The following is a 19,195-nucleotide window of genomic DNA, read 5'->3' on the forward strand; positions in this document are numbered from 1 at the left end:
ATCATTTCATAATGAAACACTAGAGCTAAGACATATTCAACGAGGGGGGACTTCATATGATTCAGCCTAATCATGAATTTATTGATTTTTTCGATCGGATATTCACAAACTCAACTGGCTCATTATATAGACATCATGGAGCGGAAGGACTATGGGTTGGTTTTGTTGCACGAGGGACAACTCCCGAATCCATAACTTTAGAAAAATCCTGGTCATATAACATAGGCAGTTACGTTTTTTGCGAAAAGGAACCTGCAGACCATAATGCCTTTCTGGATTCCATATTGAAACATATGAACAATCAGCAAGGTCCTTGTTATGAGAGTGACAGTCCAATGTTTGTGTCTAGGTACTTTTTTTGGTGTGACTGTAGCGATAGAGGCGAGGCTGTAATAAAAAACTGCTATCTTGTATCACATGTTAATGGTGGTAGTGGAATATCACAGTTTAACGACCCATTATTTATTAACAACACGAGCCTGAAGCTTGAATTTATCGAAAAGGTCTCTGTTCATCCGACTGCAGGCAATCAATTTCTGTTTAATCAGTATGGAGATCAAGGGATAATTAATTTCCTTTCTTATACTAATTCTTCTGTAGAAATCAGTTATATACAAGTAGGGATTCAAAACTTAGTCCTAGCACTTCATGGCAAAGAGTCAGGTTCATTTAAGTTTGATACACGAGCGAAATTAAATGATAAAGGATTAAATTTCTATCCATCTCCAGAGTTACCTGTGACCCAGTTACCTGTAGGTTTGCGTTATCATTTTTTCTATGACGAAGCCGGAAAACAAAAAACAAAAAGCCAGCATTTCGGAATAACAGGAACTAGAGATACCGATACACCATACCGCTTTCAGTGTGTTTTAAATCCGCTTTTCCCACTCGCCAAAGAAAAGCTTCCAACAGCTTTCCGGTTTGGAATATTACCAGATGAAAGTACTGATATAAACATTAATCTGTTTAAGACTCCTTTTCGTTCCGATTTCGGACATCCCATTATGTTAAAACCTATAGTTTTTAGCTCTGAGTTTAGACTGGAGGATAACGATTATGAACCGTACTGGACTCCAGGTGGACCTTTCCAAATTCAGATGGCGAAACTAAGCGAGCGAACTAAGGATGTGCGACATTTACTCTGTGGATTATCCGGCACTGAAACTATAGGTTTCAGAAACGGGCACATACTTAATTTTGTTTCCTATCAACCGGCGTTAGCCCCGATATTTCCTGTTCCTTCTCTTGAAGAACAAAGGTTCACAAGTGGTGATGCGACGATTCCGGAGCTGTTACAATCTCATCGTACAACTTCATGGATTTCTGTCCAAAATAATCAATCACAAGAGAATATCTACGTCTCCCAACCTGAAGATGCTGTTTTATTTAAAACAACAGAAGTACGATTAACACCACCAAACTTACCCAGTCCATTAATTTACGATCAACAAAAAACTTCCCTGTTAACTGCAGAGCATCTATATCCTCTTGTTCCATACGTGGGTATGAAGAACAGTGATATATCAGATTTTGAGGATGAGGTAGCGACTCAGTATGAATACCAGGTTATTCATCCAGTCCGTAAACGAAATATTACAGGACTATCAAATCAATCGGTCATTACTTTTCCTACTATTGAGGGTGAATTGCGAAAAACGACAACTCCACAAGGTCTACTGGTTGAAGCAGATATAAATGATAATTGGGAGAGTATTTTATTAGCACAAATAGCTAACGGCACAGGGACTACTCAATACCTGAAATTAGGAATGATAAGTTCGCAACTGAAAAGTGCGTTTTTAACCAATCAGTTATTTCTTGTCATCACTAATCCGCTGGATCCATTTGTTGGTCAATTTATGGATGAAATAGATATTTCGGAATGGCCGTTCCATATCAACAATAAAAAGGATGACAATAAATACGGCAACTATCAGAATGTAATAATTTTGAAATTTTGTGAAGGAACGCTTAAGGATTTAGTAGAAAAACCGCAAAATTGGACTAACGCGGATACGTTTAATAAATCTGATAACGGTGAATTATTCGCGCTTTCTGCTTGGTTGCGCGAATATTTCGAGGATGCCTTAACGCAAAAGGACCCTTTCTATGCTCTTTTTAATCATAAAATTCAACAAGCCAGTTGGACTGGGATATTAGCTTTAAAGGTAGACATTAAACAAAAGGCAATGCCGAGTGATTTGAAAGTGTTGAATGCCGGGATGGAGAAGGATCTCTTTCACGCGCATCATATAGGTATTAATGTGAATATTCCTGAGGAAGTGAATGGTAAGATCGTTCTCGAAAAGGATAGCTCTTTATTCGCTTTAGTTCACTATATGGATCCAGTTTACGAACAGGTGAACAACTTTGGAAACCCAATTCCTGTATACACTGAAGATGATTTCGATTTTAAAGTTTTATCTGTACGTGCACTTTTTTTTAACTCAGAGATTCAAGACTTTACAAGCGAAGTACAGTTGACAGTAAAACATATATTTGAGGAATCGGTAAACGAAGTAATTTCGCAGGGAGATCAACTCACTGTATCATCAGGCTTAACATCCATTTTCTTTACAGGGCGTAGAGAAAATCACGGTGAAACCAATCTCTACATCTTTAATACCCCGAAATCAAACAAATGTCAGCTGGAGAGTAGTGTATTCCATCATGTGGAGATTTCTGGAGCAAGCATTGATACTGTACAAATAGCAAATGGACCCAAATTTGAAACAAGGTTTAATCTTATGGGATTTATGGATTTTCAGAACATTAAAGGACTTGATGCTTTCTCGTATGGCAGTTTAAGTGTGGAGGATGCAAGCAAATCGAAGAAATCCGGACTTCCATTTTCGAAACAGCTGATCCGCCTTGTCTTTGATGAATCCACAATGAAACGGGATAGTATCTGGATGGATACTTCAGATATCCTGATAACCCCTGAACAAGTACAACCACGTAAGGAAAGTTTGATCTTTGGATTGCCTTTAAAATTTAAAAAGTTTGTATCGTTCGCTTCTTCTGGAAAATTGCCCTCAGAATTGGGTTATATCCCACTTATCCTCGTTAACACTGCAATTTCTGTACCACAGCCTCTTGATATTAAAGGACCTTGGTCAGGCTTTGAGTTTGAGCTGGATCTGGGGAATGCGGGTATGCTTGCAGCGGATACACTTTTCACTACTCGTGTGTTGTTAGCGTGGACCAAATCAAATGTTCCGGTGAATATTGAACGTCCGAAATATAACTTCTTTCTTGGATTGCAATTACCCGGAGGGGGAGAACAGGGTAAGCTCTTTAATTTACAGGGGGTTATTAAAATGGGCATTGGTGATATCGTGTTAACAGCAGATCCAAGTAGCGGTACAACATCATACTCGATGCAATTTAATAATGTAGGCTTACAATTTTTGAATTTCAAATTTCCACCTGGAGGTACGATGAATTTTGGCCTACAGCCTCACCCTGGAGCTACAGCTGATCAAACCAACGGGCTTGGCTGGTATGCGAATTATATAAAAGATTCCACTAATCCAATTTGTTAAGGAGGGTACCATGAGTATTTTTATTTTAAGCCAGAAATTAATGGAGCAGAAATCATTGTATCAAGCAGTGGCTGAAGCTAATTTGATATCTCCTACTGATCTTGTGACGTTGAGACAATTATTGGTGAATTCGTTTGGAGTCGCAACTGACGATGTCTTGGTCATAACTAATCCCGTAATTGATGATGCAACTGCAACTCATCTGAAGCTCAAAGGCTCTATGCAAGTATTAAAAAAGACCACACATATAGCTGTTGAATTTATCTGGGATGGAACAGAATTGAAAATTGTTCTTGCAGCGGAATTCAGTTCGAAATGGAAACTTCGCGATAGCTTTCCAGGACTTCCACCATCACCACTGGACTTGTTAGAGATGAATGGCATTACGTTCTTCTTTACAACTACGGATTTGACTGATTATCCAGTTGAAGGAGGCCAGTTAATTCCTTATTTGAAAAAAGGGCAAAATTTAGTGTGCGATTTTTCAGTTAAGGATAAGCTATTTCAATCCTATAAAGCCTACCTTCCAGATTCGAAGCTTTATTTGTTCTATACTCCTCTTGATGTTCAAGGCTTATTACGTAAAGAGTTGCCACACTGGGAATGGATACAACAACTTTCTGGCGTTATGACGAACATGCCAGATTTTTTAAATGTATTGAATCCGGGATTAGGATTATCAATTAATGATGTACGAATCAAAGCTTTTTTGGTAGCTGAACTACGCGTTCCGAATGGGTCACTTATTAAGGTACGGTTGGAGCAGCTCACAGACGGCAACTACCAACTAAGCTTAGGAGATGTTAGGGAATTAATCACTCCTCCTCAGGTATTTTCGCTCATGGATGGACGAAATTGGTTTAAAGGAATTCCCACAAAAATGCTATCTTTTTTTGTTGAAATGACGCTGTTAGATTATAAAGTAACTCTAAATGGAACTAATCATCAGATGAATTGTCATGAGATAACTGTTGCTTCCACCCAAGCATGGGAGGTGGGGAATCTCTCTATGACCCCGGAGATTTATTGGAAGGTTGGGGATTGTCTCCATCCGGGTGAACAGGAATTGATTGTTCGAGGGCGCATATTAGTAAGTAGATTCAAGGAAGCCGTTCTTTTATTAGAAGAAGATCTTTCTTTTCATGGGATCTTTGATGCAGAAAATGACACGACTCAGGTGAACGATATTCTATATGCATTTGAAGATAATGTCATCAACATACCTGGAACCTTACACTTTCCAATCAAACAAATGGATTTGACCATTACAAATGCTTTGAATGGTGACTATAAAGTTATACTTATTGGGAAGAGTGATCTCAATCTCTTGAATTTTCAAATTCAAGATCCTACCTTCGAATGGCGCAAATTCAGATATATTAACCAGATAAGATATCATTACGTGTTTCGAGGGAAAGTAGTGATTGGACCATTGAGCTTTGATGTGGAAGCTCAGCCGAATTCAGTGGGGTGGTTATTGAAGGGGATGACTTTGAAAGAGGTCAAGATGAGAGATTTGGCGCCTTCATGGCCATTCTCAAATGTAATTGCTGACAGTATAACCTTTGAATATCAAATCACTGATAATGCATATAACGATTCGTATAGTATATACGCAGATTTCAAATGGAAAATTAATGAACGATTTTTACAGCTAGAAATCGATGCCGTATTAAAGATTGAGGGAGGCTCCACCCATAACAATTATACAATTGAAACGGAAGTGGAGATACCAAGGTTAGGGGCACAAGTGTGTCTAACTTATATTCTAGGTGGAGCTCCAATTTACAAGGTTCGATGGGAAGGTATGACATTTGATTACTCACCAGATCAAGAATATATGCGTTTTGCTTTTACAGGTAATAACATAAGATTCCTACTGACAGCTATGATGAAGTTAACAGGGAGACCTTACTTCCATCTGCCTGAACCCTTAGACCAGCTCTTAAATAAGGTGGGACCTGCTTCCGTTCTTTTTGATTTAGGACCTGCTGAAAAGGTTACTTTAGAGACAGATTTGAACATAAGTATTTTGGGGTTAGATTTGAAAAAACTTAACGTTAACAAAGATAACTTAGATCACGTATTTGTTACTATTACAACTAACCAGTCCGACCTTGAATGGGATCTTAGTGACCCAAAAGAGCAGCCTAACATTAAATTGTTCCCCGATTTTTCAACAACGTTTGACCTTGAGTGGCTAGGACTAGCGCAAAGATACACCATGAATCAAACTAAGTTTGATTCCGTGGGTGATGCGGTCAACGCGATGAAATGTGCCTTTCAAAATGGAGCCGGATCAGCTGAATTACCTTATGATGCGGCTAGCCAGTGGCTGATGGGTACGGAGTTTAATTTGTTACAATACAACACAGGGGATTATTTCCTCAATATGCAGCTTGTTTTTAATGATCCCAAGTTATATGGGTTAAAGATTGCATTAAAGGGTGAATTGGCGAAGCTGTTCGACGGTCTTGAGTTGGAGGTTATGTACACTAAGCTTTCAGAATCCAAGGGGGTTTACTCAGCCGAACTAACACTTCCAGATTCCATGCGATATATTCAAACCCCACCGTTTACGATAATCATTCCGATATTTGGCATCAAAATTTACACGAATGGTGATTTTGAGATTGACGTAGGTTTTCCTCGGGATCTCGATTTTTCAAGATCTTTCACCATTCAAGCTCCCCCATATTATTCAGGTGCCGGTGGGTTTTATTTGGCTCGATTGAAATCGGATGTTTCAGAGTATGTTCCAATAGCAACGAATGGCCATTTTGGACAAGTCTTAGCTTTTGGTTTAGGTATGGCTCTTGGAGTGGGTAAGGACTTCAATAAAGGAGTTCTAAAGGCAGGATTTAATGTGAGTGCGGTTGGCGTCTTCGAGGGTGTTCTCGCAACATTTCATCCCGATAACGCAAATAAGGAGGAACGTTATTTTTCATTAGATGCAATGCTTGGTGTCATTGGACGAATCTATGGAAGTGTGGATTTTGGTTTTGTGATGGCTGATCTTAACATAGCTGTTAACCTGGTCATTCGTACTCTGATCGCTGCTTACAAGAACTTGGTTCTGGAACTAATAGCGACTGTGGATGTATCCATTAAGTATCGTATTAAAATTTGTGGTGTGAAAATCACAGCCTATAGCTCTTTTCATACAGATGTGAATGAATCGGTTGATCTTGGAGGAGGGAGTAAGGCACCGTGGATAATAGAGGGTGAGAGCCTAATTGCACCATACATTACAAATGAGTGTAAAGCACCCGTTTGGAAACAGCTTCCGATAAATCGCAGAATTAAGATCAAGACGTATTTTGTTCCTCAGCTTACAGTAGATCAACCGAAAGAGACGGATTCAGTTAATGCTCATTACGTTGCAATGCTTTATATAAAGAAAGATGAATTTAAAGGCTTGTTAGAATCACTTTTCTTATGGGTATTACAAGCCTTTGGTCAAGGGGATCTGGACCAAAATAACCCTATTATCACTAAGCAAGTTGTTAGTGATGCACTTTGTTGGTTCAGGGATGAAACAAACGGGACTCCGATGGATTATGATCATTTAGTTCAATATTTTTTCACTGATGAAGGTGCGATCCAAATCCATCAACCTGGCAGTGATTTGAGCGATATTTCTGTGTTCCCAATGGTTCCAGCCCTTTCGATGCGAGTTCCCTATTATAACGGGACTTCACCCGTAGATGTAGACTTTAGCTTATACAACGAGTTAACACCAGTATATCTTGATAATCTTAGATTACATTTCTCACAAGTCCGAGCACGTTATTTATCGGAACTTGGTCAATCGATATCAAAACGCAGCTATTCATGGACTACAAGTCATAAATCGGCCTCTAAAGTCTTGTACGAAGATTTCTTTGTTTCACTCGCCAAACAAGGACTTCAAGCTACAATGGATCTATTTAAGGGTGATAACAGTTTAGAATGGGATGCTATAAAAACCGAATTGGAGTCTAAAAGCTCTGATATTTCAGCAATGGCGAGCCATTCATTGTTAAGCGGTATGCGGCCACCCAAACTAGACGGATTTGAAAATAATGTTTCAATGGTATGTACAGGCAATCCTCCAGTCTCCACCATGTCTCTTTACCAACTGACGGGTCAACAGTTTCTTTTACCAATCTTTACTCAGGTGCCTGATTGTAACGATTATGGTATTAAGATATCCTCAAACCAAACCTGGGTTCGTCTCTATGATTCGTCTAATATTGAGACAAGTGAAATCTGTGTGAGCCTCCTACGAGAGGATATCGCAAACATCCAAGAGTTGACAATCGAAGCGAACAATGGCATCAAAACAATGTCTGGTATTGGGATATTGCCTACCATGAAGCAAGTTACAAAGTGGTATACACTTGTTTCCCCTACAACAGTTGGTAATTTGCAGCTATGGAGTTTCCCCAACAGCCTGCTAGGACTTATAGCGAAACAAAGCCCAATAAATGCATCTTTGTATGCTCAAGTGAACCAGGATGGTAACGGGGACGGCGCCATTGATTATCGGTCAGGTGTTATGATTAATGTATCGCTGAAGAAGCTGCCGGAAAGGGATAGTGTTACTGGAGTCAAGCTAGATGGAGCACTGTTTGAACTAGTAGGTACGGATGAAGCCGGTACAACTCTTTTAGAAAGATGGCTTACTTCCAATCAAGGGAATCCAGAAATACAGGTGAGTTATTCAACGAAAAGTGGTGAATGGACTCTAGGTGAAGGTATACCTACCGTTGTGAAAAGCAACCTTTCTACAGAAACCAATCCGATGAATGGTTTATCTTTTCAGAATACGTATGAAAGTATTCTATGGGCATGGGAGTGTAGTATCGTTCGTTCTGGAGGCTTCTATCTCCATTATGAGAATAATGGGAATACACTTCCCGAAGAGATCTTTAATGAACAGGGCATAGGTCAAATCCGTCTGATCCTGTTGAACGAAGTAAACTCAACAACCTTGGATACCTATTCAAATTGCTTAATAACCATGTCTGGACAGACAGCACCACTCTATATGAGTCTGACCAAGAATAGAGCAACGATCGCTAATAACGATGATACACTAATGAGGATTTCTTCTCGCCTAAGCTTACCTTTCATGGATACGGGACGTCTTCTTCAAAATCAGCTACTTAATACGATTGAGCTTACTATTCCGAAATCCGGTGGGTTTGTTCATTCTGTTGCCCGAAGTGAAACCCTTCTGTCTATATCTGAGAGTTATGATGTATCTCTGGAATCTTTACTATGGGAAAACAGGAATCTAAAGAACCTCTTTCTGGTCGGTGATCTCCTTGACGTTTCATGGCCCATTCAAGAAAAGGTTAACACGATGCCTGTGGGGCATGTAGGTTTCTCAGTCCTCAGGGATGAGGTAGCAGATAACGATACTATCGAGAATTATTTGGAACAGATTTATCGACTACTAGGATATCGTATTCGAGGGAATTCGGATTTTTGTCAGAGCATTGATGGACTACCAGTTGCTATTCACAGTTTAAATGATGATGAGGGGAAGTATGAGAACGTAGTTCCTATCTTCCCTTATGCGAAATATAATCCACTGAATTGTATGCCTACGGTTCCGAATAACTATTGTGTGCCGGAGTTTGACTTGAATCCCTATTCCGGAATAGGAAAAACGGTTCAAATCGATTTCTTTTGGCATGATTACTTTGGAAACCAACTGGTGATGAAACAATTCCCAAATTTCATTCAAATCCCAATTGGATTTACTGATCGTTTATTAGCTATTGAACAGTGGCCTGGTATAACGACTTCTTACACATTTAGTGTAAAAGAGATGAAGCGGAGATTGCATATCGAACTTCTGTTGAATTTTGAGTTATATAAACAACAGCCAAATGAAGAGTACGGGGTCTATCTTAAGCGGTTGGAAGCAGACATGCTAATTTACACAAAAATTTATTATCAGCTATGCCAGTGTGACGAGACTGGTAATCCTTTAGTTTCGTACAAAGTGCAAACCAGTCTTGATGAGTATGTAGATCATTTATTTGACACCGTTCAAACTGACGAATTAAAAGCTTTTATCACCGATTGCTGTATCTACTTAAATAACCTGTTAAATCCTCTCGACTGTGATGGGAGAAGTGAAATTAGGAAGTCATTCGATTGGCTCATCGAAGATACGAATCCATTGGATATTTATGAATTAAAAGTACTCTTGTTTATAGAGCGTCCGATTGATTTAGTGGATATAAACTTCAAAGACGAAGACACTGTTCGAGCCGCTGTTTCGGAAATTCGACCGATGATCAAAGAAAACAACTTAGTGGACTCTGATCCTAAGATGCGTTCTCTGAAGAAATTCGCAAGAAACTTTGAGATGGTATTCAATATGGATGCTTATGATCTGAAAGTGGCCATGGGAAGAACTAGGTTCGGCAGTACAGGAACAGATGCTGATAAACTATGGGCTGTCCGTGTTGCAAAACCTGGAATTACAGATCATGATCCAGATGCCACTTGTGGGGACGAGAAAGGACTGCGATATACGGTCGGTGCTTATCCGATATTTTTCGCTCCAAAGTTAATGTCCAAAAGTAAGATTTCCCGGCTTGTTAGCATCCCTGAGTTTGATGGGGCTACTGGAACATTGGGGATATATAGGAATCAATTAATCGGACCGATTGATATGGATAATTGGGCAAGATTGTATTTAAGTGCAATAGAAAATCTATTGTCAGCTTCCATGGGATGCAAAGTGTATGAGAAAGATCCACCTATGTATAGAAGTATACTTAGTCTAAAGGAACAATTAGCTAAGATCATACCGGAAACACTTGACCCCATACTAGAACCTACTGAGAGTGAGCGAATTAATGTTCCAATGGAAAAGTTAAAAGCCGATGCTGCCGAGAAACTTAAACAGCATTTGCTGATAAAGTTAACTAATGCCTATGACATTGAGACCATTGTCTCGTTTCCAGTTTCCGTTCCTTGGAGTCCATGTACCGACTCTCAGGCACAGCTTCCACAATTGTATGGGGGCATTAAGGTTCAAAAAAATACCAAACCTCTACGAAATGAGGAGCAGGGTGGAACTGAATCAGCTTATCAAACCTCGAATTCTAAAGTACTACTTGAGAAAGGGGGTAGTGCTCTTAGTTTTACATTCGATGCGAAGTGCGCTGAATGTCAATCCAGTGTAACGGTTGATTTAGCTTATGAAATTCAACATATTGAGCACGAAATAGGGAGTCTCCCAAATATTGAAGGTTATAAGGCTTCTTCATGGCTAAGTTTTATTCACCCACTGCAGCAAGTTGAAATAGCTAAAGATGTAACTGTCCCGATACCACTTCGTTTTTATCCGGATGAACCTAAAATGATTAGACATGAAGGGGTTTCCATGCTTCAGGGTCTAAACAATACATCTGAGGAAACTACGGTGCAAACAGCCGTGAAGTGGAGATATGGGTTTGAGTTTGAAAGAGAATATGCTTCTCAAGATATTCTGGAATGCCAAGTGATGTTTAATCAGAAATCTAATGATGCATTTGTGAAGGTGGAAGACTTTTATGATAAACTCACTCGATGTGTACAAGTATACAAAAAGATGGAAGAGGTTCTAAAACAAGATAACATTGATGAGGAGCTTCTGCTGAAGATTGTATCTTCCTTTATGTCATTAGCAATTCCAGTAGCGTCTTCTTGGAAAGAATGGTATGAACATGGAAACAGAAGAGCAATGAACGTAATTTCTGATACTGAGTATCGCTTTAGAATTCTACAAACACAATGCGATTACAACGGTGAGAAACAGATTTTCAATACGATTATCAACCCTGTATCTGTACCAGTGGAGCTTAAAGATCTAGCTCCAAAGCTTCAAATTGACGGCTATAATCTGGAGAAGATCGCCGACAATAGTTATGTGTATCAATTAAAGAACCCAGGTGGAGGGAATAAGTATTTAAGTTGGGCGGACGGGTTGGAACTTCCGAAAAGGAGTATCCAATTTGATGATTTACATTTAGCTTATTTACAAGATGCATGGGCTGGATTAATGGTAATTCGGAATGCGGAACTCGTTCCAGGAAGAACAACGAATGAGAATTTTGTATATAGAACACCTGTCATTCGCTTCCCAATGAAATTAACACCTCAATTGGATATCTACCCAACAATCCATATAGCAGCTATAGGAGCAGCAGGAGGGCAATTAGTAAGACGTTCATTGGATGAACATCTTACTGCATTATTTACAAGTTTGTATGGAGAAATGAATACAGGCTCGAAGATAGACAAATCAATTATTAAGGTAAAACCACGGTACCAACAAAAACTAAGTGGTAACTTGAGATTTGGTACATTACCTATATCATTGATTTTACCTTCAGATTATCAACTACCTGTTGATGATGATTTTATCAAAATATTGGGAGGCAACATTCGGGATTGGTATAATCAAGTTGAACCGTTTAAGGACGGGGTTTACCAATTTGAACTTACACTATACACAAGTGTAGATGATGCTAAAGCTCCTTTGGTTCGTCTTAGAAATTTGGTGTTAGATCGTAAGGATATTACACATGAATAAGATAAGGATTGAGAATAGCCTTGCAAAAGAACCAACATAACTACTTCGAGAAAAGCTTGTTCATTCAGGCTTTTCTTTTTTTATTTATTATAAAAAAGTAAATCGTTTAGAAAAAAAGATGATTGATCAACGCAATTGTGGGCACTCTATATCCTAATCTTTACTATAGGAAGGACTACAATAGCATGTGCGGAATAGCAGGAATCTTAAAATGTAATGGACAACCCCCGCAAGAGGAAACCTTAAAACAAATGACAGGTGCAATGAATCACCGAGGTCCTAATCATGAAGGCGTATGGCTCGATTCTCGAATTGGGCTCGGTTTTCGTAGGTTATCCGTTATAGATTTACGTGATGGAAATCAACCGATGACGAATGAAGATCGTTCCCTTTGGATTGTTTTTAATGGTGAAATCTATAATTATAAAACACTACGAGATCAGCTTAAGTTAAAGGGACATCACTTTCAAACGCAATCAGATACAGAGGTCATTGTGCATTTATATGAGGAATACGGTAAGGACTGTGTCCATCATTTACGAGGAATGTTTAGTTTTGCGATTTGGGATGTTAAGGAACAGACGCTTTTTGCTGCCAGAGATCATTTTGGCATCAAGCCTTTTTATTATTACAAAGATGAAAACAACCTTTTATTTGCTTCGGAAATTAAAAGCATTCTTGCAGTTCACGGAGTACCAAGAAAGCTTCAGTATCAAAGTTTATTTAGCTACTTAACTTTTCAGTATGTGCCGCAACCGGATACGATGTTTGAACATATTCATAAATTAGGACCTGCAGAGCGAGTATTTGTTAACGCTAAAGGTGAAATGAAGATCGAGAAATATTGGGAACCCCATTTTCATCCGGTAAAACGATCTTTAGCAGACTATGCGGAAGAAATTCAGTGGAAATTGAAAGAGTCTGTAAACCTTCATTTACAAAGTGATGTGAATAGAGGATGTTTTTTGTCCAGTGGAATTGATTCTACAGCTATAGCTGCAATGATGAAAGCAGAAGAATCCACAAAGACCTTTTCGATTGGATTTGAAGGGGTAAACAATGAAACGATCATTGCAAATCAAACGGCAGCTAAATTGGGAACGGATCATTATTTTCACATTTTATCTACAGAAGACTTTTTTGAGAGTATTCCGAAAACGGTATGGCATCTTGATGAGCCTGTCGCGGATCCTTCCGCCATTGCTCTTTATCATCTAAATCAGCTTGCAAAAGATCATGTCACGGTTGTCCTATCAGGGGAAGGCGCTGATGAATTATTCGGAGGATACCGGATCTATAGAGAGCCTGATGCATTAAGACCCATCACATGGATGCCCAACTTCATTAAGGATACGTTACGAAAATCATTAACCATCTATCCATATCATTTTTATGGCAAAAACTATTTACTTCGGGGGCTGACACCTTTAGAGGAACGCTTTTTCGGTAATGCTAATATCTTTAACAAAAGCGGAAAGATGAACTTGCTCCATGAGTCGGTACACGCTCAAAATAGCTTTTTACATCCGACGGATATCGTTAAGCCTTTTTATGATAAGACAGTGCACCTAGATCCTACGACAAGAATGCAGTTTATTGATATGAATTTTTGGTTGCCTGGCGATATTTTGTCAAAAGCAGATAAGCTGTCTATGGCACATTCATTGGAATTAAGAGTCCCATTTTTAGATAAAGAGGTTTTTGAAACGGCTAGTAAAATTCCAGTCTCCAATCGAATTGGCAAAAATACAACAAAACTCGCTTTGCGTAAAGCTATGGAAGGAATTGTTCCTGATAATATTGTGAATCGCCCGAAATTAGGATTTCCCGTACCGATTCGTGATTGGCTTAAGACCCCGATTTCAGATATAATGTTTGAGCAAATACGCTATAGTGGTATTGAAGAAATATTCAATATGAATATCATCGAAGAAATGTTTATCCAGCATCGGAGTAATAAAGGTGATTATTCTCGTAGAATCTGGCTAATTTTCATTTTTTCAGTGTGGTACACGCTTTTTATGAAAGAAGATCTGAAACAATTAAAGAGTGCCGTGCTGTAATGGGGGAGAGATCGTTTGAACATTGGGGAATATGCTTGGAATAAACATGAGCAGCAAATAAAATCAACTAACGAATTTACTTACAGTAGTCCTAAGATAAAGATTGTAGACAATATTGAATTAAGAAATCAACTTGAAGAGACACTTGAAAAATTACCGCAGAAGTTCCTGGCCAAATGGGCTTTGAGCGTTGCTGTTGAACACCTGGATCATCTGGATCAACATCTTATAAATGACCCGCGCATTGATTTAGGGATAGAAACGCTAGAAAAACGTATAGCTGGTGGTATCAGAGCCTTTGACTTAAGAAAAGTTGGATTCATAGTCAATGAATTAGCGAAAGAGTCCACAACCGAAGCAAGTAAGTATGCTGCTCGTTCTTTTGCACAAGCCATTGCAACTGGACATATGAGAGGACACGCTATGGTAAGCAGTGACTATGCTGTTAAAACGGTAAACATATCCAATAATTCCTCGGTGGCTGAGGCTGCCACTAAAGAACGGGAAAGACAATTAAGGATAGCTAAAGAAATGTTTTAAAATTGAAGCTATAAGACTGAACGTGTATGAAGATACTGATATAAGTTAATTAATGGTAATAATTAGCTTTTTTATTTAAGAGGTACGAAAAGAACAATCAACAATAAACATAACACACAGAGTTTAATCCGAGATTCTGATACACTATAAAGTTTAATATTCGTTAGAGACAAATCAATATCTAAAAAGAGATTCAATTGTTCATGAAAGGGAAGCTATTATGAACAATTTTGAATATTTATAGATATCAATTATGGACAGCTAATTAGCATTAGTTTGGTTTAAATTGGCTTGCTCCATTAATTTATATACTACTTCCTCACAAAACCCGTATTTTGTACATATGTCTTTGAGTTGGAATAAGCCCTGTTTACATCTAGGATGTTTGTCGGATGTCGGAGGACAAGAACATAGTCCCTTGTAGGACAAGAACTTGGTCCCATTGCCGATTAATCCCCTATTTTGGCCACAAAAAAACAACTCACTCGAGTTGTTTTAATAATCATGCTTCTTTATATATGAACTAACGTAATTAATCAGTTCATAATTTTTTGGATATTCGATGGATATCCGTGCCGGTACGTAGGATTTCATTTTTGAAATAGCTCTCTTTTTTCTTAAGCTATAATTTGGGCATTCATATTCAATGTTTTTTTTGTCGATTGTATTCTCATAGTACATCATGAAGTTTATTCTTTTAGCACTCAAAACATTAACCTCTTGATATTTAAATGCAATTTTGAAGTTAGCTTTTGTGTCCATGAGTATCTTATCCCAGTTGGTATTTTTCTTATCATTAACTAAAATATCTTCTGAATATTTTAGACACTCGTAAAAAATATTAGACTAAATCGATATGTCCATTGTTCTTGGATCCACTCCAATGTATCCTTATTTATCTTTTCCCCATTATTCTTTAGTACATATTCTTCCAATAATAATTTTATGTCATCAGTTATTGCATTTGTAAGCAGCTCATAACCAAATCGTCCTCCACTTCGGGCTACATCATTTATTCGAATATCTGAACGATAAAAACGTTCAGTTTTTAAAAGGGTTTTACGCCAGTTGACATAGGCATAAGCGTATGGACAAATATCAGGGAAGTCTTCCCCATCATTTTTTAGTAGCTGCCAAAATTGTTTTATGCAATTAGAGTGTTTCCATAATACGTTCTTTCTTATGTGTCGATCAACAGTCTGGAGGTATCAACATTATTATAGTAAAGCTCTTTATTAAATTGAGTTGAATAATAAAAATCATCAATAGATATTTTTTTATTTTCTTTTGTGAAAGATTTTTTAGCTAGATAAGGATGAAAAACAGATAGTATATTTAGATTCCCGAATTCAGGTAGAATCAAAATTGTTCCGTCCTCCTGATTGGTGTTTGATAACCAATGTAATGTTGCAGAATCCACTATCTTAAATTTTGTGTCCCAATTTTCCCAGAGTGTACTAGAAAAATCAGCGAATTCAAAGCCGCATTTACAGGAAAAAGCGTTTCCGAAAAATCTGTTGGAAAATACAAACGGTATTTTTTTTTTACACCGTGCACAGGTATCTTCTAATTTTACATTGTGAAAAGGACAATGTTCCAAGAGTTTAAATTGATGTAACCAACTATGATGTCCGTAAGATATTCATTGGTTACACCAGCGTAAGTGTTTCGAAAACCAGGATGTATTTGGGAATCTATTACTGTGTAGAGGATTAGTTAGTGATTGTATTGATTGTTGAGTAAACTTAACTAAATTCAGTCCAAAAATCATTTCTAAGATCGACTCGTCAAAACTTCTAAGAGAAACAGATCAATTTTTCGATCCCCTTTTTTAGGGTTGATTTTATTCCTCTCAATACTGTTACCGGAAAGTTTAAAGATATCGTCTCTACTTACGCGATTTGCGAATGACAATTTCTCGAATATAGACCATGGAGTCTCGTATTCATGAACCCATTCATTTCTCCAGATTGCTTGCATTCACAACTCCCCCATTCAAATTAAACAAGGGCCATGTAGATTTCTGACTCTACATATCCCGACATTTCAATTGCTTCCCTCCACTGTGCTTTGTTAATCCAGTAGTGTTGATCTCCATGTACCCCATACTTTTTTAAAGCATTCTCAATTGTGAATGAGAAATATTCCATGGGTATTTCCAACGTTGCAGAAACCCCATGTTCCTTTCGTAAATCTGCGAGTGAAGAACATAAGTTTAATATTAACTTAAGACTAGCCCTTAACATACCAATTTGGCTATCTAAATTCAGTGCTTGTTGCAACTTGAGACATTCATCTCGAGTATTCTACAAGTACCTACTGTGAAAGAAGGCATCAGAAATGAAAAAGACGCTGATTACCCAGCATCCATAGGCAACATTATCTAGCCTAACCTAGAGGAAATGGATACCGAGAGCACCTGAGGAAAGCGGCTTGCCGGCTGATTCGGATACCCGAAGGACAGCCCGGCGATCGGAACACTTTACCTACATAACATGCTCACCCTCCCTAAAACGATAACAAAAAATCTGATCTTCAACAAAATCATTTTCTTCAAGCTATTGGGTGTTTAAATTCGGATGTAAAAAGACTATCTCCATTAGGAAATAGCCTTCGCATTTAGAATTCAATTTTGACGGGTAAACCCCTTTTTAGCACAAATAACCTATATCATTAGTATTTCAGAAATGAATTATCCGATGACACCTTGATATTCCCTTTACGTAGAGGCTTTTTAATGTTGTTCTATCTACAGTGTTTGATCAATATACTCCCTGCCTGGTTTATTGAACAGAGTTGATTATCTAATCGTAGTGAGAATTCTTAATCCCTGTAAGTATTTTTCTGCTGCTTTCTTCTCTACACTCATTCCTCTTGACATTGCCAATCACATGGGGAGAAGAGAAATCTCTTCAGGATCGAATAGTTCTCCCTTTCGATACTTTACTTCTGCAACAACTTTATAACTCTCTGTTCCAGTCAAATACGTTTGAATCGCCTTCATTTTAAATTCTTCTGTGTACGTTTGAAATATTTGCCCCTTTATTGCCATATAAAAAAACCTCCAAGTTCACATCAGGCTTTTGGTGCTTTATGGTTGGGGTCACTTTTGTGTCATTAGACACGATGGTAGGACACAGTCTGTTCTATTGGCAAGTAGCTAAAAGGAACTTTTTTTCCTTTTACTCAATTAATGAATGACGAACAACAGCCCTTCACCACCATTCAGTGGTGAAGGGCTGTTGTTGTGCATTTTGGATGCAAAGACACTACCGACTCCACATGTGTCGATTCCCGTCACTTAACCTGTAAATTTAACATTGTGGCTTCTACTCTCAACTCAACTCTCCGCTGTACCAGTATGTGCGATACGGTTCACCGCACAGGCTAATACGGCAAGTTTTAGCTTTCCATATCATTGGCTTCATTCTTATGCAAAGAAATGTAATGCTCCCCCACTTTTATCATTTGCTCCAGAATGGGTTCCAAGCTTTTTCCAAAATCGGTTAATGTGTACTCAACCTTCGGCGGCATCGTTAAAAATGCGGTACGTTTAACGATACCACCTACCTCTAGCTCACGTAGCTGTGTAGTTAGAACATGCCTGGACACGCCGGGGATGAGTCGCTGGATTTCACCAAAACGCCGGGTTTGCTGAAGCAGTTCATAAATGATCCTAGGCTTCCACTTCCCGCTAATCATTTGAAGTCCCACTTCTACAGGGCAACCAAAAGTACTGTCCTGATAAGGCATCATTACCTCCACAATGGTTAGATTTTTATGACTATGTCATCATTTTCTGCGTACTTAAATTATTGCGAGAATTCTGCTAAGCTAACACATATAACATCATACAGAAAGAGGCGATCTTATGAAATCCCCTAGTCAAAAAAGCCCAGTCATGAATCCGGAAGATATGAATGCTGCATTTGCCGAAGCCTACAACTCTTGCGACATAGGCAACCTGCTTGCTTTATACGAACCGGGTGCCGTTCTGATTAATCCGGATGGCTTCAAGGATCAAGGAATTGATCTTATTCGCAAGACTCTTGAGGACCTATTCCGACTGCAAGGCAGCATGGTATCCAAAAACATTTACTGCATCCCTTTTGAAAATATCGCTTTGCTGCGTGCACATTTTATCCTTAATACAGTGGATGCGGATGGAAGTCCGATACAAATCCAAGGCCATACTTCAGAAATTGTGAGAAAGCAGCCGGATGATAGCTGGCTGTATATCATAGATCATCCGTTTGGCGCGGATCAGTTAAGAGAAACGGAGCCCATCAGCTAACACATAAGCTTGCCGTTATTTGTGGTACAGCTCACCGTAGTGATTTTAAAATATCCTGCTTAGTAAGAAATCAACAAAGAACTGTAACAGAGCCTTTCAAGAAAGCATTATCTCCACTTGAGCTCTACTGGTTATACATTTAGGTAATGTGGCGTTAAATCAATGCTTT

Annotated in this window: 9 protein-coding genes; 5 read left to right on the forward strand and 4 right to left on the reverse strand. The window is 38.5% G+C overall.

Annotation, left to right across the window (positions count from 1 at the left end):
* The first annotated feature begins 56 nt into the window (after positions 1 to 56).
* The 4 genes from PAENI_RS27700 (at position 57) to PAENI_RS27715 (ending at position 14,732) form a co-directional block, all read left to right on the forward strand.
* Complete coding sequence (locus PAENI_RS27700) at positions 57 to 3,545, forward strand: hypothetical protein (RefSeq protein WP_149647475.1); 3,489 nt, start codon at positions 57 to 59, stop codon at positions 3,543 to 3,545.
* 10 nt (positions 3,546 to 3,555) lie between these two features.
* Positions 3,556 to 12,129, forward strand: coding sequence for a hypothetical protein (locus PAENI_RS27705; RefSeq protein ID WP_149647476.1), 8,574 nt, complete (start codon positions 3,556 to 3,558; stop codon positions 12,127 to 12,129).
* Positions 12,130 to 12,314: 185 nt separating this feature from the next.
* A complete protein-coding gene (gene asnB, locus PAENI_RS27710) occupies positions 12,315 to 14,192 on the forward strand; it encodes an asparagine synthase (glutamine-hydrolyzing) (protein ID WP_149647477.1) in 1,878 nt (625 codons plus the stop codon).
* 15 nt (positions 14,193 to 14,207) lie between these two features.
* Positions 14,208 to 14,732, forward strand: coding sequence for a putative immunity protein (locus PAENI_RS27715; RefSeq protein WP_149647478.1), 525 nt, complete (start codon positions 14,208 to 14,210; stop codon positions 14,730 to 14,732).
* Positions 14,733 to 15,912: 1,180 nt separating this feature from the next.
* Here the strand turns inward: PAENI_RS27715 and PAENI_RS32340 are convergent.
* The 4 genes from PAENI_RS32340 to PAENI_RS27725 form a co-directional block, all read right to left on the reverse strand.
* Positions 15,913 to 16,095, reverse strand: coding sequence for a hypothetical protein (locus PAENI_RS32340; protein ID WP_149647479.1), 183 nt, complete (start codon positions 16,093 to 16,095; stop codon positions 15,913 to 15,915).
* Positions 16,096 to 16,732: 637 nt separating this feature from the next.
* On the reverse strand, positions 16,733 to 17,014 hold the full coding sequence (locus PAENI_RS32345; protein WP_223179013.1) for a hypothetical protein: 282 nt from the start codon (positions 17,012 to 17,014) through the stop codon (positions 16,733 to 16,735).
* 605 nt (positions 17,015 to 17,619) lie between these two features.
* On the reverse strand, positions 17,620 to 17,784 hold the full coding sequence (locus PAENI_RS32070; protein WP_188114712.1) for a hypothetical protein: 165 nt from the start codon (positions 17,782 to 17,784) through the stop codon (positions 17,620 to 17,622).
* Positions 17,785 to 18,134: 350 nt separating this feature from the next.
* Entirely contained in the window at positions 18,135 to 18,488 is a 354-nt protein-coding gene (locus PAENI_RS27725; RefSeq protein WP_410477496.1) for a winged helix-turn-helix transcriptional regulator, read from the reverse strand.
* A 115-nt stretch (positions 18,489 to 18,603) separates the two neighbouring features.
* Here PAENI_RS27725 and PAENI_RS27730 point away from each other — a divergent pair, with 115 nt between their 5' ends.
* Positions 18,604 to 19,026, forward strand: a complete 423-nt coding sequence (locus tag PAENI_RS27730) for a YybH family protein (RefSeq protein ID WP_149647480.1) — start codon at positions 18,604 to 18,606, stop codon at positions 19,024 to 19,026.
* Positions 19,027 to 19,195 lie beyond the last annotated feature (169 nt).

It is taken from the genome of Paenibacillus sp. B2(2019) (genome assembly GCF_008370385.1).
In the GTDB taxonomy this organism is placed as follows: domain Bacteria; phylum Bacillota; class Bacilli; order Paenibacillales; family Paenibacillaceae; genus Paenibacillus_AQ.

Excerpts from the sequence above, each read along its gene's own strand:
- PAENI_RS27700 (WP_149647475.1), top strand. The coding sequence starts at position 57 with ATGATTCAGCCTAATCATGAATTTATTGATTTTTTCGATCGGATATTC.
- PAENI_RS27705 (WP_149647476.1), top strand. The coding sequence starts at position 3,556 with ATGAGTATTTTTATTTTAAGCCAGAAATTAATGGAGCAGAAATCATTG.
- asnB (WP_149647477.1), top strand. The coding sequence starts at position 12,315 with ATGTGCGGAATAGCAGGAATCTTAAAATGTAATGGACAACCCCCGCAA.
- PAENI_RS32070 (WP_188114712.1), bottom strand. The coding sequence starts at position 17,784 with ATGGCAATAAAGGGGCAAATATTTCAAACGTACACAGAAGAATTTAAA.
- PAENI_RS27725 (WP_410477496.1), bottom strand. The coding sequence starts at position 18,488 with ATGATGCCTTATCAGGACAGTACTTTTGGTTGCCCTGTAGAAGTGGGA.
- PAENI_RS27730 (WP_149647480.1), top strand. The coding sequence starts at position 18,604 with ATGAAATCCCCTAGTCAAAAAAGCCCAGTCATGAATCCGGAAGATATG.